18 protein-coding genes are annotated in these 20,449 nt (G+C 33.6%); all 18 read left to right on the top strand.

Annotated elements, in window-relative coordinates:
- Positions 1-18 precede the first annotated feature (18 nt).
- The 18 genes from G634_RS20305 to G634_RS0108785 all read left to right on the top strand — a co-directional run bounded on the left by G634_RS20305 (position 19) and on the right by G634_RS0108785 (position 20,436).
- Positions 19-1,110, top strand: coding sequence for a glycosyltransferase family 2 protein (locus tag G634_RS20305; RefSeq protein WP_051233785.1), 1,092 nt, complete (start codon positions 19-21; stop codon positions 1,108-1,110).
- Between the two features lie 5 nt (positions 1,111-1,115).
- On the top strand, positions 1,116-2,576 hold the full coding sequence (locus G634_RS0108705) for an MBOAT family O-acyltransferase (RefSeq protein WP_026504965.1): 1,461 nt from the start codon (positions 1,116-1,118) through the stop codon (positions 2,574-2,576).
- 44 nt (positions 2,577-2,620) lie between these two features.
- Positions 2,621-3,652, top strand: a complete 1,032-nt coding sequence (locus G634_RS20310) for a glycosyltransferase family 2 protein (protein WP_026504966.1) — start codon at positions 2,621-2,623, stop codon at positions 3,650-3,652.
- A gap of 22 nt (positions 3,653-3,674) precedes the next feature.
- Positions 3,675-4,874: a polysaccharide pyruvyl transferase family protein gene (locus G634_RS0108715; RefSeq protein WP_026504967.1), complete on the top strand. Its 1,200-nt coding sequence runs from the start codon at positions 3,675-3,677 to the stop codon at positions 4,872-4,874.
- A gap of 2 nt (positions 4,875-4,876) precedes the next feature.
- A complete protein-coding gene (locus tag G634_RS18580; protein ID WP_051233786.1) occupies positions 4,877-5,926 on the top strand; it encodes a hypothetical protein in 1,050 nt (349 codons plus the stop codon).
- A gap of 28 nt (positions 5,927-5,954) precedes the next feature.
- The gene (locus tag G634_RS0108725) at positions 5,955-6,830 is read left to right on the top strand and encodes an alpha-1,2-fucosyltransferase (RefSeq protein ID WP_026504968.1); all 876 of its coding nucleotides are present in this window, start codon (positions 5,955-5,957) and stop codon (positions 6,828-6,830) included.
- A 10-nt stretch (positions 6,831-6,840) separates the two neighbouring features.
- Positions 6,841-8,673 (top strand): ABC transporter ATP-binding protein, encoded by a 1,833-nt coding sequence (locus tag G634_RS0108730; RefSeq protein ID WP_026504969.1) that lies wholly within the window; start codon positions 6,841-6,843, stop codon positions 8,671-8,673.
- Positions 8,673-9,635 carry a glycosyltransferase gene (locus tag G634_RS0108735; protein ID WP_256379364.1) on the top strand — a complete coding sequence of 321 codons (963 nt, stop codon included), beginning with the start codon at positions 8,673-8,675 and terminating at the stop codon, positions 9,633-9,635. The genes G634_RS0108730 and G634_RS0108735 overlap by 1 nt, the downstream gene beginning before the upstream one ends.
- Positions 9,636-9,660: 25 nt before the next feature.
- Positions 9,661-10,425: a DUF5672 family protein gene (locus tag G634_RS18585; RefSeq protein ID WP_242826796.1), complete on the top strand. Its 765-nt coding sequence runs from the start codon at positions 9,661-9,663 to the stop codon at positions 10,423-10,425.
- A 20-nt stretch (positions 10,426-10,445) separates the two neighbouring features.
- On the top strand, positions 10,446-11,201 hold the full coding sequence (locus G634_RS0108745) for a glycosyltransferase family 2 protein (protein WP_026504971.1): 756 nt from the start codon (positions 10,446-10,448) through the stop codon (positions 11,199-11,201).
- A gap of 18 nt (positions 11,202-11,219) precedes the next feature.
- Positions 11,220-12,356, top strand: a complete 1,137-nt coding sequence (locus G634_RS0108750; RefSeq protein WP_026504972.1) for a hypothetical protein — start codon at positions 11,220-11,222, stop codon at positions 12,354-12,356.
- The gene (locus G634_RS0108755; RefSeq protein ID WP_026504973.1) at positions 12,343-13,752 is read left to right on the top strand and encodes a sugar transferase; all 1,410 of its coding nucleotides are present in this window, start codon (positions 12,343-12,345) and stop codon (positions 13,750-13,752) included. The genes G634_RS0108750 and G634_RS0108755 overlap by 14 nt, the downstream gene beginning before the upstream one ends.
- Positions 13,753-13,768: 16 nt before the next feature.
- On the top strand, positions 13,769-14,317 hold the full coding sequence (locus G634_RS0108760) for a hypothetical protein (protein ID WP_026504974.1): 549 nt from the start codon (positions 13,769-13,771) through the stop codon (positions 14,315-14,317).
- Positions 14,304-15,365 (top strand): glycosyltransferase family 2 protein, encoded by a 1,062-nt coding sequence (locus G634_RS0108765; RefSeq protein ID WP_026504975.1) that lies wholly within the window; start codon positions 14,304-14,306, stop codon positions 15,363-15,365. The genes G634_RS0108760 and G634_RS0108765 overlap by 14 nt, the downstream gene beginning before the upstream one ends.
- 66 nt (positions 15,366-15,431) lie before the next feature.
- A complete protein-coding gene (locus G634_RS0108770; protein WP_026504976.1) occupies positions 15,432-16,469 on the top strand; it encodes a glycosyl transferase in 1,038 nt (345 codons plus the stop codon).
- Positions 16,470-16,555: 86 nt separating this feature from the next.
- The gene (locus tag G634_RS0108775; RefSeq protein ID WP_026504977.1) at positions 16,556-17,467 is read left to right on the top strand and encodes an alpha-1,2-fucosyltransferase; all 912 of its coding nucleotides are present in this window, start codon (positions 16,556-16,558) and stop codon (positions 17,465-17,467) included.
- Positions 17,468-17,488: 21 nt separating this feature from the next.
- The gene (locus tag G634_RS0108780; protein WP_026504978.1) at positions 17,489-18,895 is read left to right on the top strand and encodes a DUF3329 domain-containing protein; all 1,407 of its coding nucleotides are present in this window, start codon (positions 17,489-17,491) and stop codon (positions 18,893-18,895) included.
- A gap of 8 nt (positions 18,896-18,903) precedes the next feature.
- On the top strand, positions 18,904-20,436 hold the full coding sequence (locus G634_RS0108785) for a lipopolysaccharide biosynthesis protein (RefSeq protein WP_026504979.1): 1,533 nt from the start codon (positions 18,904-18,906) through the stop codon (positions 20,434-20,436).
- Positions 20,437-20,449 lie beyond the last annotated feature (13 nt).

Below are 20,449 nucleotides of genomic sequence, written 5' to 3' on the forward strand. Positions count from 1 at the left end.
AAAAGAGAGGATATAAAATTGGTTGTATTACAGAAGCAATCGATTGACAGAATAGAAAAATCTAATCAGAAAGAGTTAATTACAGTTATAGTAGCCTGTTATAATATTGAAAAATATATAGGAAGATGCCTTGATTCAATATGTAATCAGACCTATCAGAATCTTGAAATACTGGTAACAGATGATGGCTCAACTGATTCTTCAGGGAAAATTTGTGATGAATTTGCCGAAAAAGATTCCAGAATCACAGTTTTCCATACTGAAAACAGCGGACTTGGAATGGCAAGAAATTATGCTATGGATAGAGCAAGTGGCGATTATATAGCTTTTGTGGATGGTGATGATTTTATAGTGCCAAGGATGTACGAAGAAATGCTCTCAGTAATAAAGAAGCATGATTTGGACATTGCAATAGCTGGTTATAGAGAAGTTAGTGACAGCGCAAAGCTTTTGGAAGAAGATATTACTAAATCTTTGGAACAGTCTTTTGTGTGTGATATTGCAGTAATGGATTCTGGAGACATGCTAAAGACGTTAGTAGAAGAGGATGAGAAATTCATCATTCAGAATTGTGCCTGGAATAAGCTTTATAAAAGAAGCGCTGTTAGTAAACTCCGTTTTCCAAATCAGCTTTATGAAGATATTGTATATACAACAGTTCTTTTATCCAAAATGAAAAAAGGTGCTGTTATTTGTGACAAATTGTATCAGTACGTCGTAGATAGAAAAGATAGTATCATGAATCAGGGTGTAAGATGGGAAATATTAACCCAGCAGATTCCATCTTATAAAGAGCGCGATAGGATTCTTATAAGTGTCGGAAGACAGGATCTTGCTGATATCCATGATTATATGGTGTATAAGAAGCTTTTGATTTTGTATACACTTGCAAGACGATCCAAAGATAGAGAAAAAAAAGCCAAGATGCGTGCACTTGGAAAAGAAATTAAAAAAAGCAAAGAGCGTTTTGATTTTATTTATTCGACACCTGTTTCGAATCCGCATCAAAAACTTAGAACAAGATTGTTTCTAATTCATCCGCTTTTATTTAATATATTTACAGATATAAATGATACGTTTATCCTTCCGTATAAAAACAGACAAAGGTGAGGACAATGATTTTTAATTCATATATATTTATTTTGGCTTTTTTGCCTGTAACGCTTTTAGGGTACTTTTGCCTTAATAAGAAAAGAACTGAACTTGGACTTTATTATTTGCTGCTTATGTCATTTATATTTGTGGCATTCGCCAGCAAATACTACCTTTTCTGGCTTTTTTTCAGTATTTGTATAAACTTTTTTATAGTGAAAATGTTCGAAAAAAAAGAAGATTCTTCAAAAAGAAGTAAGAATATGATTCTTTTTGCAGGAATCTTTTTTAATGTAGGACTTTTACTTTATTTTAAATACTCAAACTTTTTTATAGATAGTATAAATAATGTGTTTAATTTAAAGTTTAATGAGAAGAATATTATTCTTCCGCTTGGAATAAGCTTTTATACATTTAGTCAGATAGCTTTTTTGGTTGATTCATACAGAAAAGAAATAACAAATGTAAAATTTTTGGATTATGCACTGTTTATAAGCTATTTTCCAAAGTTTGGTCAAGGGCCTATAGTATTACACGAAGACCTTTTATATAAGTTTCGTGATAAGACAAGAAAAGAAGTTAACTGGGATAATATAGCTAAGGGAATACAAATGTTTGTAAGAGGTCTGGCAAAAAAAGTTCTTCTTGCAGACAGATTTGGAAAGGCAGTAGATTATTGTTTTGCAAATACAGGTTCTATGTCTAGGATGGATGTGGTGGTTCTTATAATATCCTACAGTTTTCAGATATATTTTGACTTTAGCGGATATTGCGATATGGCAAATGGAGTTTCTATTATGTTCAACATGGAGCTTCCTATAAACTTTAATTCGCCTTATAAAGCTCTTACTATAACTGATTTCTGGAAAAGATGGCATATTTCTCTTACAGGCTTCCTTAGAAAATATCTGTATTTTCCTCTCGGAGGAAACAGAAAAGGAAAAGTTCGTACATACCTAAATATGATTATTGTATTTACTATAAGCGGGCTGTGGCATGGAGCAGGTATGAATTTTGTTTTGTGGGGATTTATGCATGGAGTATGTCAGATTCTTCATAGAATCACAGGAAAAGTTTTTGATAAGCTGTTTAAACCTGTTCAATGGATTATTACATTTTGTTTTGTAAGTATAGCGTGGCTTTTGTTTAGATCAAATGCAGTATATCGATGGAAACACTTTATGGATAGAATGATTTTCCCGCAGACAATTCCGCTTCAGAGTGATCTTGCAGCCTGTTTCAAGATAGATGGGCTTAGAAGTATTGCTTCTGCTTTTAAAATTCCTTACACTGATAGAGGAATTTACATAGCATGTATGGTGGCATTCTTGGTGATAGGTTTTGTTTTGTGCCTTGTTCCTGAAAATAATCAGAAAAGAGAATACTATCTTAATAAAAAGACATTCATAATGACATTTGCATTGTTTATAATATGTATATTGTCGTTATCACAAGTGACAAGCTTTTTGTATTTTAATTTTTGATTATTTGAAAGCATAAGATGAAAGGAAACACTTTGGGAGACAATATGAAAGCAGAGAAAGAACCTGCAAAGATAAGTATAATAGTTCCTGTATATAGGGCAGAAAATGTGATTGCATCCTGCGTAAACAGCATTTTAAAGCAAACATTTGGAGAATTCGAGCTTATCTTGGTAGATGATGGATCACCGGATGAAAGTGGTATTATTTGTGATAAACTTGCTGCAAAAGATAAAAGAATAAAAGTTATTCATAAAGTTAATGGAGGTCCCTCTTCTGCTGTTGTATGCGGACTTAAGCATGCAAAGGGAAAGTATATTTTCTTTGTAGATGGAGATGATTATATAGAACCGAATACGCTTGAAAAGCTGTGCAGTAAGTTATCTTGTACAAAGAAAGAAGTTATCTGTTCAAATTATGTTGAAGATAGAGTAAGAGGCAAAAAAATATTCATGACTATGCCGGCATCTCCCGGAGTATATGAAGATGATGATTTAAATAAATTAAAGCAGAATCTTATTGGAAACGAACACCGCCCTATATTTTTGTCACGATGTTTTAAACTGTATTCAGCTGAACTTGTTTTTGATAATCTCCATTATCTGGATACAACGATTAGAATGGGTGATGATGTCAATATGATTACACCTGTTTTGATGGATGCTGAAAGAATAGTAGTTATGGAAAAGTCATATTTCTATCACTATGTTTTTTATAAAGATTCACTTGTTCATTCGTTTGATGAAGGACTTTATGATAACTGTGTGCGCCTTAGAGAAAAGTTAAAGGTTATTTTGAAAGAAAAGGGAATCGAAGATTACGAAAAAAAGGCAACAAATGAGTTTTTATTCCTGCTTTTTTTGTGTGTGAAATCTCAGATGCGAAGTAGTGCTAAAACGTTGACTGTCACCAGCAAAATAAAAGAGTACTGCCAAAATGAAAATGCAGAAAAAATGATAGAAGAGTATCCATATAAAATAAATTCATTAGCTGATAAACTTCTTGCATTTGTCTGCAAAAAGCCAGCTATATGGAGAGTGGCAGTTATTCGATGTCTTTTCAAATATTTACATAGATAAGTACTAAAGAAAGAGAATATATATGAGAGCAAAAAGAAATATACCCGTTGCATTTTATATGCATTCAGGAAGTGGTAACCATGGTTGTGAGGCTATTGTTGTTAGTCTTTCAAAGATGCTTGAGCAAAAAAGACCTTCATTGAAACCGCTTGTTACTACAAACTCAAAAGAAGAAGATGAAAAGTATATTCCGGATAGTCTTTGTGAAATTGCAGAAGAAAACCATATTGCAAGGCACTTTTTTACACATACTTTGTATTATATTTACAGAAAGCTTTCAGGAGACAGGGAGTCATTTTTAAGATATAGGTTTAAATCATTAATAAGAAATGTTCCAAAGGTAGCTGTAGGAATTGGGGGAGATACCTACTGCTACGATTACATGGTCGAAGACAATATACTTACTAACAGGATGCTTCATCATCAAAATTCAAAAACAATTCTCCTTGGATGCAGTGTTGAGCCAGATCTTGTTAAAAGACCTGATATCGTAGAAGATATGAAGCTTTATGAAAAGATACTTGCAAGAGAGAGTATTACATATAAGGCCTTGCTTGATGCAGGTGTTCCAAAAGAAAAAGTTATGCTGGTTCCGGATCCTGCATTTACTCTTCCTGTTGTGGAATGTCAGCTTCCTAGTGGGTTTGAAAAAGGTAATACTATAGGTATTAACTTAAGCCCTCTGGTAGAGGATTATGCAAAGCAAAAGGGAGGAGCACTTAAAGCGTACGAAGACCTTATAAAGTATATTTTAGCTACAACTGACTTTAAGATTGCTCTTATTCCACATGTTTTTTGGGAAAGAAGTGATGATCTTAAACCGTTAAATCATTTGTACAGACTGTTTGAAGCTTCAGATAGGGTGATTATAACAGGTGATATGCCGGCTTCTAATATCAAGTATATTATTTCTTCTTGCAGAATGTTTATTGGAGCAAGAACTCATGCAACAATTGCTGCATATTCAACTTGTGTTCCAACGCTTGTTCTTGGTTATTCAGTTAAGGCAAGAGGAATTGCAAAAGATCTTTTTGGCTCACATGAACATTATGTTCTGCCGGTACAGTCTTTATTAAACGGAGAGCAGCTTATAGAAGCTTATAACTATCTATATGAAAATGAAGATGATATCAGAAACAGATTAAAGAAAATAATGCCTTCTTACATAGAAAAAGCGTATGAAAACGCCAATCAGGTGCTTGCATTATTAGAGAAAGAGTAACTATGACAGCAAAAAAATGGGTGAAAACTTTCGTAGCACTAAGCGCAGGCTTAATGATTTTAACAGGTGCTATGGTGGCCGTTATTGATCCTTTTTTTCATTATCACAAACCGCTTGATGGATTTTTTTACAAATTAGATGATGAAAGATATCAAAATGATGGTATTACTAAAAATTTTGAATATGATGCGGTGATAACAGGAACTTCTATGACGCAGAATTTCAAGACTTCACAGGCAGAAGATCTTTTTGGGCATAAGTTTATAAAGGTATGTTTTTCCGGTGCTAAATTCAAGGAAATCAATGATAATCTGGAAGTTGCGGTTAAAACGCATGATGTGAAAATGGTCATTAGAGGAATTGATGGAACGTATCTTCTTGAAGATGAGAATTCAATGCGTACTGATCTTGGAACTTATCCAGATTATCTGTATGATTCAAATATCTTCAATGACGTGAAATATTTGCTCAATATGGATGTATTAATGAAATACTGTTTTCCTATGATGGCGAAAAGATGTATGGGGGCAGATAGCGGAGTTACAAGCTTTGATGATTACAGTAACTGGATGGAAGAAGCTGTTTTTGGAACAGTCGATATGCCTGTTAAAGAAAATGTTGATGTGATAGGCATGGAGAAAGCTTTAACTTCAAGAGAAAAGAAGACTCTCACAGATTCTATAGAACAAAATGCAGTTAAGATTGCACGGGAAAATCCTGATACGCAGTTTTATTATTTTTTTCCACCGTATAGCAGAGCTTATTGGAATATGAGAATAGATGAAGGTCAGATAGTAAGAGATTTTGAGTGTTACAAACTGGCTGCTAAATTAATGGTCCAGTGTCCCAATATTCATTTGTTTGCATTTGATGACATGTTCAATATTACGTGTGATCCAGCTAATTACAGAGATGTAACACACTATGGTGATTGGATAAATGAACTAATATTAAATTCGATGAAAAATCAGACAAACGAATTAAAGAGTAGTACTATTGAACAATATTACGATAATGTTTTAACTAAACTACTAGGCCAAAATAGTAAATAAAATAGATTTGTGGTATAATATTGAAATTATGATTATTATTATGATGCAGGGAGGGCTGGGGAATCAGCTCTTTCTTTATGGATTATACAAACAACTTGAAAGCCTTGGTAAAGAAGTGAAGATGGATGAACATCTTGGCTTTGAAAATGATGAAAACAGAAGTCCATGTCTTGAACTTTTGGGGCTATCATATAATAAATCCACTGATAAGGAAGTGGTAAAGCTTAGAGATGCTTACATGGATATAGTAAGAAGGCTAAGGAGGAAGATTTTCGGAAGGAAAAATCTGGAGTATTCTGAGCCTTTGGACGGTAATTTTGATTCTAAAGTTTTAGAACTTTCTGATGCTTATTTAATTGGATATTATCAAAGTGAGAAATATTTTCAGAGTAAGGAAGTCAGAAGTTTATTAAGGTCAAAAATCTGGGATGCCTGCAATGGTTTCTTATTGACAGATACAAATAAGAAATACAGGAAAATGATTGAAGAATCAGAATCAGTAAGTCTTCATGTCAGAAGAGGAGACTATCTTCTTCCGGGTATATGTGAGACTTATCAGGGTATTTGCGATGATGATTATTACAAGAAAAGTTTTGAATACATTTCAAGTAGGAAAGAAAATGCACTGTTTTTTATCTTTTCAAATGATATAGAGTGGTGCAGGAAGCATTATGGAGATAATCAGAATGTCGTATTTGTAGAAGCAGATGGCAATCATGCAGATATTTCTGAGCTTTTCCTGATGGCGCTTTGTCATAATCATATTCTTGCCAATAGCAGTTTTAGCTGGTGGGGAGCATGGCTATCCAAGGATAAAGAAAAATCAATTACGATTGCACCTAAAAAATGGCTAAATAATAAGAATATGACTGATATCTATACAGATGATATGATTTTAATGTAAGGATGAGAAAATGGGTATAATAACAAAGGATAGAAGGAAAAAAGGAACAGAATCACTTAGTGTTATTCACAAAATGCGATATGTTTTTGATAGAAGGCAGAAAGGTCAGTTTGTAATTCTTGCAATTATGATATTAATAGGCGGTTTGTTTGAAACTCTTGGTGTTTCAATGCTTGTACCTGTTGTATCGGCTATTATAGTACCAAAATCTTTGCATGAAGCTATCGATGGAATAGACCAAAGAATACCTGGATCAAAGCAGTTTCTTTCTGATATAGGACTTAATACAGATCAGAAGATTATTATTACTTTGCTTGTATCTTTAATTGTTATTTATCTTATTAAGAACTGCTATTTACTTTTGCTCACAGCAAGGCAGTCTTCGTTTATTTCTTATGGGCGAAATGAAATGATAAGTCGTGTAATGAGAGAGTTTTTGAATAGACCTTATGAAGACTATCTTGGAGCTGACATCCCAACTGTATTTAGAATTACAGATAGCGATATTCCGAATATGTTTGCTATGGTTTTAGCTATGCTGCAGCTTGCGACGGAGCTTGTAGTATCAGTATGCCTTGCAATAGTCATTCTGGTTGTAAATCTTACTATGACGATTTTTATAGTAGGCGTATTTGCTATTCTTACGCTTTTTATTACCAAGGTTTTAAAACCTAGACTTTCAAAGCTTGGAGCACGAAATCAGAGTACACAGTCTAGAATTGCCAAGTGGAGACTTCAGGCAATTTACGGTCTTAAAGATGTTAAAGTTTTAAATAGAGAAGATTTTTTTATTAGAAACTACTATGAAAGCGGACTTGTAGGAGCAAAGCTTACCAAAGAGTATTCTGTTTTAAATGCTATACCAAGATATCTGATAGAAACAGTGTTTATGGGAAGTGTATTAGGCTTTATCACTGTCTATATTCTTAATGGCGGAAATGTCGCAAAACTTATACCTCAGCTTACCGCATTTGGTGTTGCTGCAATGCGAATAATGCCAAGCGTTAATCGTATCAATACATATTTGTCGGAAATTGCTTATGAAGAGCCGAGCTTAAACTATGTTTATGACAATCTTACAGAATCAATGAAAACTGACAAGAAGATGCGCGCTATAAAAGAGAAGATTTCAGGACCTGCACTTAGCCTTAAAGATAAGATAGAACTTAAAAATATTATTTTCCGTTATCCACAAGGTGAAAAAGATATTTTAACAGATGCCAGCATGGTCATACCAAAAGGTAAATCTGTAGGTATTATGGGACCTTCTGGAGCCGGTAAATCAACTGTTGTTGATATTATTCTTGGGCTTCTTCATGCAAAAGAAGGTGAAGTTACATGTGATTCTAAGAATATCTTCAGCAATTATGAATCATGGCTTTCACAGATTGGCTATATTCCTCAGTCGATATATCTTATCGATGAATCAATAAGAGAAAACATAGCTTTTGGTATAGATGCTGAAGAAATAAGTGATGATAGAATATGGGAAGTGTTAAAAGAAGCTCAGCTTGATGAGTTTATTAAAAGTCTTCCGGAAGGTCTTGATACCAAGATAGGAGATAGAGGTGTACGACTTTCTGGTGGTCAGAGACAGAGAATTGGAATTGCAAGAGCACTTTATCACAATCCGGAAATTCTTGTATTTGATGAAGCAACTTCTGCACTTGATAATGAGACAGAGGCAGCAGTTATGCAGGCTGTTAACAGTTTCCATGGAAAGAAGACAATGATTATTATTGCGCACAGACTCAATACGATTGAGAAATGTGATATAATCTATGAGGTTTCAGGTGGTAAAATAACTAAGACTTCACTTGATGGAAAACACATAATACACTGATTGTAGGAGAGAAAAAGTTGGTTTACGACATAATTCCGTTTTTTAATGAACTGGATATTTTAAAGCTAAGACTTAATATACTAGACCCTATTGTTGATAAGTTTATTATTGAAGAAGCTACTACGACTTTTTCGGGACAAAAGAAAGAACTGTGTTTTGAAAAAAACAAAGACATGTTCAAAGAGTTTCTTCATAAGATTACATATATAGTAGTGGATGAAAATCCTGAGAATTTGAATACTTTTGAAAGAGATATTTTTCAAAAAAATCATCTCATAGAAGGTCTAAAAGATGCTACTAGTGATGATGTACTTATTTTTAGTGATTGTGATGAAATTCCAAATCCTGATACATTGAAGAAGATAATTGCTGGTTTTGATAAGAACAAGGTTTATCATCTTGCACAGGATAATTTTTATGCTTTCATGAATATGCTCGAAGTTACAGGTACTCTTCTTGCAACAGCAGGCGAGTTTCCAGAAATCCCTGATAATGAAAGAAAGTGGCTTGGAACTAAGGTTACAAGCATTTTGCAGATTCCTGAGGATGGAATTGTTCGTCTTAGAGATCAAGTAAAAGTGACTGATGAAAAATCTGTTCGCGTAGAAAATGGCGGTTGGCATTTTGGTTATATGGGCGGCTATAAAGAGACAAATGCACTGAAGCGTATCGGCAAGAAGGTTATGGCTGCAGCTCATCAGGAATATAATGAACGTGAGATTTTAGCTGAAACAATGGATCATCTAATGCTTGGGGAAGACATTTTTGGGCGTCCTGCCAAATTCAAGCGAATTGAAGTTGATAATAGATATCCAAAGTATTTGTTAGAACACATTGATGAATATGAACATTTGATAATGCCTAGAATAACTAAAGTAATGAGACTTAGATGTAAACTTGATCTTACAGTTGGAAGATTTTGCAGAAAAGCTTATCATCATGTTATGCGCAAATTTAAATAATAGAAAGAGTTGCAGGTAATTATTTGTGGCTGAGTTTAAGAATGGGAAATTACAGCTTCCAGATGTTACACTCGTTGCAGTAACTAGCGTAAAAATAAAAGCTACCATAAAAGCTATGAAATACAGCATGGAAAGGGTAGATTTTAAAGATGCAGTTCTTGTAACACATAGGAAACCTTTAGGGCTTCCTAGTAACATAAGATTTGGTAAAATTGAGAAGCTAGATAATATTGATAAATTTAATTATGACATGGTCTATGAACTGTACAAGTATGTTAATACTAGTCACATAATGCTGGTTCACTATGACGGCTTTGTAGTTAATCCTGAAAGCTGGAGAGATGAATTCCTTGATTATGACTATATAGGTGCTCCGTGGCCGATTCCGCCTAGTGATGACAAGATTACGTTTAGAGATCCTGATGGAAAACTTATAAGAGTAGGTAATAGCGTTGGAATAAGAAGTAAGAAGCTTTTAGAGGCACCTTCTAAATTAAATATACCTTGGCAGAGTTTTTATGGCTGGTACAATGAAGATGGATTTTTGTGCTGTCATCATCACAAAGAACTTGAAGAGTATGGACTTAAATTTGCTCCAATTGAAGTTGCCAGATATCTTAGTCAGGAGCAGCAAATGCCTGAAACTTTAGGAATTGTGCCATTTGCTTTTCATAAATGGGAAGGACCAAATGCCAAGTATCCAAAGTTTGATAATCCGACTGTCTTTGAACGTGTTTATAAAAAGATGCGTCATATAATGCATGTTCTTTTGAGACGGGAAAACAAGTGATTTTGATGGAGATTTAAAGGGTGAAGACGGTATCAATATGTATTCCAGCCTACAATAATCCAGATGGAATTCAAAAGCTTTTGGATAGTATAAGTATTCAGACATTCACAGATTATGAAATCTGTATTTCTGAAGATGTAAGAGATGAAAGCGATTCTACAAAGACAAAGGATATTGTAGATCTATTCAAAAAAGAACATCCTGAAATAAAAGATGTTTTTTATAAAACACATAAATCCACGAAAAGGCCGGGAGATAACTGGAATAACTCACTTGATATGGCAAGTGGAGAGTATATTAAAATGATGCTTCATGATGACTGGTTTACAGATAATACATCACTTGAGTGTTTTGTAAATATGGTCAAAGAAGGATATGATTTTGCCTTTTCTGGTACTTGGCAGATATCTGAAGATATGAGGTATAAAAGATATACTACAGATGAAGAAATCACTGTCTTTGAAAACGATGCAGAAGCGCTTATAAAGGCTCAGACAATAGGTGCTCCGAGTGCTGTTATTTTTAGGAATAGGAACTTTAGATTTTCTCCTAATTTAAAATGGCTTATAGACATGGATATGTACATTAGATGTTTGAGAAACGGGAATTTTACATACACAAAAAAGCCGCTTGTTTCGATTGGGATAAGTGACATGCAGCTTACTAACTATTGTATGGATAATCCTAAACTGGTGCGAAAAGAGTATAAATACTTGTACAGTACATTTTCTAATGAAGGGAAAAAGAAGTACAAAGATTTTTTAAAAAATATTTAATTTTAACAGGGGAAGAAAGTGAAACAAGTCAAAAATGTAGAAAGAATAAGAGATATTCTATTTACTTTGGCTTTGACAATTGAAGTTTTAATTGTTTTGATGGATAAGAGTGATTATATATTCCCTTATCCGAGTCAGGTTTTTAGAGTAACTTTTCTTATATCTTTAGTTGTGGTGGTGTTATCGCTATCGCAATATAAGAAAAAAGAGCTGATTATACTAGCAGGGCTTTTGGCACTGTCGGCAGTCAGCTATAAAATAAGCGGCAGAAATGAACTTTTAAGGTTTTGTATGTTTGGTGCTGCCTGCAAGAATTTAGATATTATTCAAAAACTGAAGATATATTTTGGGGAGATATTTTCAGGTAGTATTATAATCGGGATATTATCAGTTACAGGATTATATGGGAAAATGTTTAGTCCTGATGCAGAAGGCGTGCAGCGGCTTTGTCTTGGAATGGGAGATTCTAACGCTTTCCATTGTATGGTTTTGATGTTATTAGTTCTTTTTATATATTTGTATAATGATAGGCTTAAGTGGTATGCTTATGTGATATTCATGATAATGAATATTGCATTATATCTTTGTACAGATTGCAGTAGTGGTGTATTAGGAGTAACGCTTCTTGTGATTTTGGCAGCACTTTTTCATTATACAAAGGTAGGGGAAAAGGCTATTACATATATTGCAGGAATTAGCATCTTTACAGCGGGAATTCTGTTTTCAATCTGGTGCGCCTGCAATAGCAAAGATGCATGGTGGAATAAGAAGCTTGAGAGATTTGATAGATTTCTTTCAGGAAGAATCAAGAATCTTTATTGGGGAACCGAGCGTCATGCGGGAAGCATCGGAAGCTGGAAAATTTTTTCGCAAAGAGATACCGAAGTATATTTTGATATGGGATTTGTCAGATTATTCTACTGGTATGGCTGGATTCCGGCGCTTATTATTTGTTTTCTTATCATTGTTTTATTCTATAAGGCAATGAAGAGAAAAGATAAAACTATTGTTCCAATGTTGATAGTTTTAAGTATATATACTGTAGTCGAAGCTCATTTGGTTTCAGTATATATAGGGAGAAATTTTGTTTTGTTAATAATGGCAATGTATTTTTTGAATTACCATGAGGGGATGAAAAGAGATGAACAACAGTAATAAATACGCAACGAATTATTTGCTATGGATAATTGATCAGGTGGCAATAGTATTGTCATTTGTTCTTGCAACATATATTCGTTTTCAGAACTTTAGAGATATGTACAGCAAGAAGCTGCATTTTTATGTGTGCGTTATCATTATTCTTATTAGCACTATTTACAATTTTGCAGCTGAATATAATAGAGATTATATTAAAAGAAGATTTTCTCAGGAATGTTATGCAGTATTCATTTATAATGCTGTTTTGGGTGTAAGCGTTATTGTAACAAACTATGTAGTCAAGCTTGGTGACAGCTTTTCACGAGGTGTCATGTTTATCTTCATAGGAATAAACTTTTTGATAACTCTTTTCCTGCATCAGATAGTAAGAAAACTTATGTGGTCATATTGGAAAACCAGTGATACAGCTATAAAAGTTTTGGTGCTTACAGAAGAAGAGTATGTTGAAAGAACAATTAAACACCTTCAGCATCATCTTGATATTAACTATAATATTGTAGGTGAAGTATGTATCGATAAAGATATGAAGGGGCAGGAAGTTAGAGGAGTTAAGATAATTTCCAATAGAAAAGAACTCTTAAAGACTGTTACCACAATGCCTTTGGATGAAGTATTTATTTATACTCCTAATAGTACACAAAATGAACTTGAAGATGTTATTAACGCTTTCAAAGACATGGGGGTTAGAGTTGATTATGGAGTAGACCTTCCTGGAATGCGTGGACAGACTTCTGTAGGTATGTTTGGAAGTTACAGTGTTGTATCCTATTCGAAGGGAACCGGAAGATACAGAGCACTTATAATTAAACGTTTGTTTGATATATTGGGCGGTCTTGTAGGACTTATCTTTACAGGAATATTGACAGTTTTTGTCGGTCTTGCGATAAAGATAGATTCTCCTGGTCCGATTTTCTTCTCACAAACTAGAATTGGTAGAAATGGTAGAAGATTTAAAATATACAAATTCCGTTCCATGTATATTGATGCAGAAGAAAGAAAAAAAGAATTAGAAGCTCAGAATGAAATGACAGGACTTATGTTTAAGATGAAGAATGATCCAAGAATTACTAAGGTAGGAGCATTCATCAGAAAGACCAGTCTTGATGAATTTCCACAGTTTCTTAATGTATTAAAAGGCGATATGAGTCTTGTTGGTACAAGACCACCGACCGAGAATGAATTTCAACAGTATAATGAGTATTATCGTCGCCGAATCAGTATGACACCTGGACTTACAGGAATGTGGCAGGTAAGCGGAAGAAGTGATATAGAAGACTTTGACGAAATAGTGAAACTTGATCTTCAGTATATAGACAACTGGTCGCTTGGTCTTGACCTAAAAATATTATTTAAAACAGTAAGTGTAGTGTTTAAAGGAAGCGGTGCATCTTAATCCGTAAAGAGGAAATATGAATCTTGTAATAGATTGTTTTGCTTTGATTAAAGAAGACGAAAACACAAAAGTTAAATATGAACGAGTAAAGAGAATAATTGAGTGTCTTGCAAAAGAGAACAGCAAAAGGAATCAGGAGCATCACATCATGGTAATGGGCAATATGTCCAATCAGAATGACTTCGATGTTGAAGGCACTACCTTCCTGCTTATGGATAAGGATCCTGAAAGCAATTGGCAGAAGTTTAAATGGAAGCATTTTGGTATCGCATCTCTTTTGCCTAAGCTTGGAAGTGACAGGGTGCTTTTTACAACTCCTTGTCTTCCTGTTGCTACTAAAAACAAGCAGATAGTACTTATTTTCAAAAATGAGTTTCCGGGATTACAAAGACTTCTTAAAAAGGCAGATAGAATCCTGCTTGATGAAGAGCCGGAAGACACTAGCTTGAAAAATGAACTTGAAGAAAATGGCAAAGTAAGGCTTTTATCCAGTTTGAAATCAGGTGATGTTTCAAATATGGAAATAAACGAATATTGGGAAGATGTGTTTGATGAAATCGGCTAATTGTTTGGATTTTGATAATAAGATATCTGTAATAATACCGTTTTATAATGCAGAGGCTAGTATAGAGAAATGCCTAGACAGTATAGTAAGTCAGACTTATAGAAATTTCGAAATAATAATGGTGGATGATGGTTCAACTGATAGCAGTGGATCAATTTGCGAAAGATACGTAAAAAGATGCTTTGATGAGAATTTAGGAATCAGAATAGGTGTGTCCCATATTGATAATAATGGTGTTTCAAATGCTAGAAATTATGGCATTAGGGAATCGAAAGGCAAATGGATAACTTTTGTAGATGCAGATGATTATGTAGAAAAAGATTATCTTAAAAAGCTCATAGATGGTGCGCTTAACTGGCAAAAACAGAACATTGAACTTGGTATAAAAAATGAATCAGTATTCCCGGTTATGGTTACGATGACCAATCATATCCCGAAGGCTAGTAGTACTTCGGGATATGATTATGTAGAAAAAGGAATCCTTAACAGAGATTCTCATGTATGGGCAAAACTTTATAAGAAAGATTTTCTTATTGATAATCAAATCTTTTTCAAAGAAGGATGGACTATTGGTGAAGATGTTTTGTTTCTGCTTGATATAGCATGCATTCTCGGAAAAGAAAAGGATATAAGTGTTATAGAAGATGACAGTTATCATTATATTTATGATAATAGTCAGGGGGCAATGAACAGTTCATATAAAGCATCCTATCTTGATCAGATAAGATGTTGGGATGAAGTTGAAAAAAGAGTTTTACCACTAAAAGGAGAAATCAGCGAATTTACATATGTTCAGCTGTCAGTTGTTCAGTGCATGTCAGCTATGCTCGTAGCTTCTAAAGTTGCCAGAAACAGCAAAAACATTTCAAGAGATGAAAAAAAAGAAGCAATTGAATTTGTTAAGAAATCCTTGGAACATTCGCTTAGAAAAAATAGGACTTTTTTAGGACTTTCATTTGGGTATAAAGTGAAAATATTATTATTTAAATTTTCTCCATGGCTTTATTTGCAACTGTATAGAGGATGGAAAAATACTGTTTGTAAATAAAACTGTTGATGATTATTTGGTGTACTAATAAATAATCTACAAACATGCAGATAAAAAGGAAAAAACATGATTGGAACAGAACTTTTAAAAGGACAGGGATTAGGAAACCAGCTTTTTGCCTACGTTACAGCAAGAGCTATAGCAAAAGAAAGAGGTTGTGAATTTGGAATCTGTCATCCGGAGTGTCTTGCAAATAATATTCATTCTAATACAGGCATGTATTTCATGGATATTGATACAGGAATTGAAATATCAGAAGAAGATAAGAAGAGTTTTAAAGTATTTGATGATGATGATACACGCATGTATGTTGGTACTTCAAAGTCTGATATGGAGAACGGTGCTTATATAAGTGGTTCCAAAAAAGAAATTCATGAAGTTGAGGACAATACTCTTTTGTATGGAAATCTTCAGGATGAGAGTTATTTTGGTGCATACAAGGATGAAATAAAAGAATGGCTGAAAGTAAAAAAGGAGTATGATTCCAAGGAATATACTAGCGATAATCTTTGTATTATCCATATGAGATGCGGAGATTATGAGAATAATCCAGACCTTCATCTTGATAGAAAATACTGGATAAACGGCATGAAGAATATGCGCAGAAAAAATCCAAATATGGAATTTTTGATGGTGACAGATGATATTGCTGCTGCTCATAAGATTCTTCCTGAAGTTAAGGCTGTATGCAATGATATAGGAAAAGACTATGTAACAATCAAAAATGCAAGATATTTGCTGCTTGCAAATTCATCATTTGCAGTTTTCCCTGCAATGACAAGCGATGAGTTAAAGTTTGCTATAGCACCAAAGTATTGGGCAAGGCACAATGTATCCAATGGTTACTGGGCGTCTGAGCAAAACATATACTCATTTTTAACCTATCAGGATAGAAAAGGAAAACTCTTTTCAGCAGATGAGTGTAGAAAAGAACTTGAAGAATACAAGAAAAAGTCTAAAGCATATGCAAGACGAAACATTAAGCCTACAGGATGCAGAAGAGGTTTGCAGGTAGTTCGTAGAAAGTTTATTTATGGTGTTTATTTTGCAAAGAGAATAATTCGTTCCTTGGAGCGAAGACTACATCTTGTAAAAGTGCAGTAAATACGAATTCATTTATAATATGCAAAGGTCATTACTTTATTGGATATTGATGTTGGACAGCAAAGTTTTGATTGTGGAGAAATAAAATGCTAATAATACAAGTAGCTGGTGGTCTTGGAAACCAGATGCAGCAATATGCAATGTATAGAAAGCTGAAAAAAACAGGAAAAGACGTTAAACTCGACTTGTCGTGGTTTGAACCTCAAAATCAGACTAATGTGTCTGCAAAAAGAGAGTGTGAATTAAAATTTTTTGATAATCTTCCTATGGAGGAATGTACTAAAAAAGAGCGAGATGTTTTTTTAAACAAATCTGTTTTTCATAAGGTTTTAAACAAACTTTTTCCAGATAAAAACAAAATCTGGTCAGAAAAAGAAATGTATCATCCGGAAATCTATGATATGGATAATAGATATCTTCAGGGATTTTTTTTGTGTAACAAATATTATGAAGATATACTTCCGGAGATTAGAAAAGATTTTGTATTTCCTCAAAACAGTGATAGTGATATTGCCAGGAAAAATGAGTATCTTATGGATGAAATGAGGAATTCGAATTCCTGCAGTATTCATCTTAGAATGGGTGATTATGTAACTGATCCTGTTAATTTCAAACTTTTTGGTAACATTGCAACTGATAAGTATTATGAGAGTGCTATACAAAAGGCTTTGGAATGTTCAAAAGATATGCATTTTTATATCTTTTCAAATGATAGCGAATATGCAAAGAAAAAATATAGTGATGAAAATAGATTCACTATAGTAGATTGGAATACAGGAAGAAACAGTATAGTCGATATGCTTCTTATGAGCTGTTGCAAAGTAAATATTTGCGCAAATTCAACTTTCTCTTTTTGGGGAGCAAGGCTCAATAATAGAGAAGATAAAGTATGCATCAGACCATATAAGATGCGCAATAATCAGGAAGTCATCGAAGAAAAGATGCATGATTATTGGAAAAATTGGGTTCTTATCGACGAAGAAGGTCAAGTTCGATAATAAGTAAAAAGGATAGTAGTTATGAGTCAGGAAAAAAAGAAAAAGCTTGTTTGGCTTATCGTTGTAATGTCTTTTTTGACAGTTTTTGTGTTTAATTTATTTACACCGCTATTGTCAGATGATTTAGAGTACGCAAAACAGGCTAGATCAGCATCAAATCTATTAGATTTGTTCAAACAAGAATACCATCAGTATATGACCTGGAATGGCAGAAGTGTAACTTTTATGCTGTTTAGAATTTTTTTATGTGCGCCGGAATTTGTTTTGAAATTTGCAAATAGCATAGTGTTTAGCATCTTGGGTTTCTTAATTTACATGAATATCCAGAAAAAAGATAAATGGAATCCGTTTACAATGCTGCTTGTACAACTTTCTCTTTGGATATTCGCGGTTTCTTTTGCTCAGACAATTCTATGGGAATGCGGAGCTTTTGTTTACTTATGGGGAATGACCATTATCCTGGGATTCATGACTTGTTTGTGGAAACTTATTCAAAAAGATAATAAAGGGAATTTGTTAATAGCAATTCTTATGTTTTTCTTTGGTTGGGCAGGCGGCTGGTGCAATGAAAATACTTCAGGTGGAAGTTTGTTATTTGTACTTATTCTTATAGTAATCGGCTTAAAAGAAAAGAAAAAGAATCCTTTATATTTATATACAGCTTTTGCTGGTAATCTGATAGGCCTTGGATTTTTGGTCCTTGGACCTGGAGTTAGAGGAAGAGCAAAGTTTACAGCAGAAGAAGAAAATTTTCATGGAATAGTAGGTATAATTGCAAGAATACAGAAACTTACATTATATAACAGGCAAGCTTTTCTTTGTTTGTATATAATACTAATGGCAACTATTATCTGGACTTACGTAACATATACTAGTAAAAACGGAAAAACAGATATAAAGACATTTCTTTATGTGATACGTTTGAGAGTTTTGTTCTTTGCATTGCATTTGGCTACTGATTATGCACTCGCAGCTACTGCAACGCCTCAGATAAGAGCTCTTTTTGGATCAGGAATATTTCTTATAATCGCGGTAATTCAAGGTATCACAGATAATCTTGAACTTGATGCTGCAAATGCAGGAAAATCTGCAGATATGATTCTTAGATTTTCATATAGTCTTGCAACCGGTATTTTGCTTACATTATTAACGTTTGAAATTGTTAACAGCGGTGCAATGCTTGGAAGACTAAGAAGAGATTATAATGAAAGAATGGCATATATACAAGAACAGATAGATCTTGGAAATGAGAATATTGTTGTAGCTAAGTTCCATGAAGAGTTCAATAACAGATATACTTGTGCTTTTGATGCTATGGAACTTGAGGATGATCCATCATTTTGGACTAATATTCAATACGAAAAATATTTTGGAGTAAAATCAATACGAGCTATTCCATATGAAGAGTGGGAAGCTAATTATAGGTAAACTTAGGAATGGATAATCAAAGCAGAGTAAAAAATACGATAAGAAATATCTTTTTTGGATATCTTGGAACACTTATAACTTCGCTTTTAGGCTTCGTTTCAAGAAAGCTTTTTATATTGAAACTCTCAGACACTCTTTTGGGTGTAAATGGATTTTATACAGGAATTTTATCAACATTGTCTTTAGCAGAACTTGGAATAGGAACTGCACTTAATTTCAGTTTGTATAAGCCTATAGCAGAAGGCAATACAGAAGAAATAAAGTCTTATATGGCTTTGTACAAAAAGGCATATAGAATAATAGCTTTAGTAGTAGCAGTTATAGGGGTTATGCTGATTCCATTTTTAAGGCTAATGGCATCAGGCGCTTCTTCTGTATCTGATAGAGATTTGATATGCTATTATTTGATTTTCTTGTTCAACAGTGCAACCTCTTATCTTGTTGCCTACAAGTACAGTCTTGTAAATGCTGAGCAAAAAACATATATTCAAACTAATATTATTACTATAACCAAAATGATATCTGTAACTATGCAGATAGTAGTATTGTTTTTAACTTCAAGTTTTTATGCATATCTTTTGACAGATTTGTTTATTGGAACAGTTCAGAAGATTTTTGTAAGTAAATATCTTGGCAAAATGTATCCTTATCTTGAAGAGAAGGATGTAAAGCCGCTTACAAAAAAGCAAAAGGATGAAGTAAAAGGCAAAACAAGTGCTCTGTTATGGTTAAAAATCGGTGATACGGCCAGACTACAGACAGATTCTGTTATTATCACAACATTTATTGGAGTACTTACAACAGGCGTTGTAGATAACTTTAATATGGTTATCAACACTGTTTCTAGCTTTGTAAATACAATTTTTAACTCAGCCCTTCCAGGATTTGGAAATCTGATTGCAACAGAATCCAGAAATAAACAGTACGAAATGTTTAAAGTTTATAGATTTTTTGCAGTATGGATTTATGGCTTTTCTGCTGTAGGATTTTATATTTTATTATCACCCCTTATTCAAATTTTATATGGTCAAAAGTGGAGTATGGGTGCTAATATAATGGTTTGGATAATAATAGAATATTATCTAAAGGGTGAGAGAATAGTAGTCAATAATTTTAAAACAGCAGCAGGTAAGTTTGAACAGGACAAATATCTTGCAATGATACAGGGAATTGTCAATCTTGTTATTTCTATTGTACTGGCTATTAAGATTGGACTTGCAGGTGTATATATAGGAACTGTTGTGAGCGGAGTCATTGCTAATTTTGTGAGACCTGTCATAATTTATCGAGAGTGTTTTGGGCAAAAAAGCTTATTGTACTTTTTAGATTCTGTTAAATATCATGTTGTCCTGATATTAACACTTTTTCTAAGTGCGTACTTAAGCAAGCTTACACTTCCTAGGGTAAATTTAATCAACTTTTTAATAACAGGAATAATGATAACTGTTGTTTATAATGGGATTTTTCTCGTTTCATTTGGAAAGTGCAAAGAGTTTGGATATCTTTACAGTATTTTCACAAAGAGAATAAGGAAAAAGTAAGTAAGAGGCATAT

Source organism: Butyrivibrio sp. NC3005 (genome assembly GCF_000424545.1).
GTDB lineage: Bacteria > Bacillota > Clostridia > Lachnospirales > Lachnospiraceae > Butyrivibrio.

Coding starts and splice junctions, on each gene's coding strand:
- G634_RS0108705 (WP_026504965.1), top strand. CDS start 1,116: ATGATTTTTAATTCATATATATTTATTTTGGCTTTTTTGCCTGTAACG.
- G634_RS20310 (WP_026504966.1), top strand. CDS start 2,621: ATGAAAGCAGAGAAAGAACCTGCAAAGATAAGTATAATAGTTCCTGTA.
- G634_RS0108715 (WP_026504967.1), top strand. CDS start 3,675: ATGAGAGCAAAAAGAAATATACCCGTTGCATTTTATATGCATTCAGGA.
- G634_RS18580 (WP_051233786.1), top strand. CDS start 4,877: ATGACAGCAAAAAAATGGGTGAAAACTTTCGTAGCACTAAGCGCAGGC.
- G634_RS0108725 (WP_026504968.1), top strand. CDS start 5,955: ATGATTATTATTATGATGCAGGGAGGGCTGGGGAATCAGCTCTTTCTT.
- G634_RS0108730 (WP_026504969.1), top strand. CDS start 6,841: ATGGGTATAATAACAAAGGATAGAAGGAAAAAAGGAACAGAATCACTT.
- G634_RS0108755 (WP_026504973.1), top strand. CDS start 12,343: ATGAACAACAGTAATAAATACGCAACGAATTATTTGCTATGGATAATT.
- G634_RS0108760 (WP_026504974.1), top strand. CDS start 13,769: ATGAATCTTGTAATAGATTGTTTTGCTTTGATTAAAGAAGACGAAAAC.
- G634_RS0108765 (WP_026504975.1), top strand. CDS start 14,304: ATGAAATCGGCTAATTGTTTGGATTTTGATAATAAGATATCTGTAATA.
- G634_RS0108770 (WP_026504976.1), top strand. CDS start 15,432: ATGATTGGAACAGAACTTTTAAAAGGACAGGGATTAGGAAACCAGCTT.
- G634_RS0108775 (WP_026504977.1), top strand. CDS start 16,556: ATGCTAATAATACAAGTAGCTGGTGGTCTTGGAAACCAGATGCAGCAA.
- G634_RS0108780 (WP_026504978.1), top strand. CDS start 17,489: ATGAGTCAGGAAAAAAAGAAAAAGCTTGTTTGGCTTATCGTTGTAATG.
- G634_RS0108785 (WP_026504979.1), top strand. CDS start 18,904: ATGGATAATCAAAGCAGAGTAAAAAATACGATAAGAAATATCTTTTTT.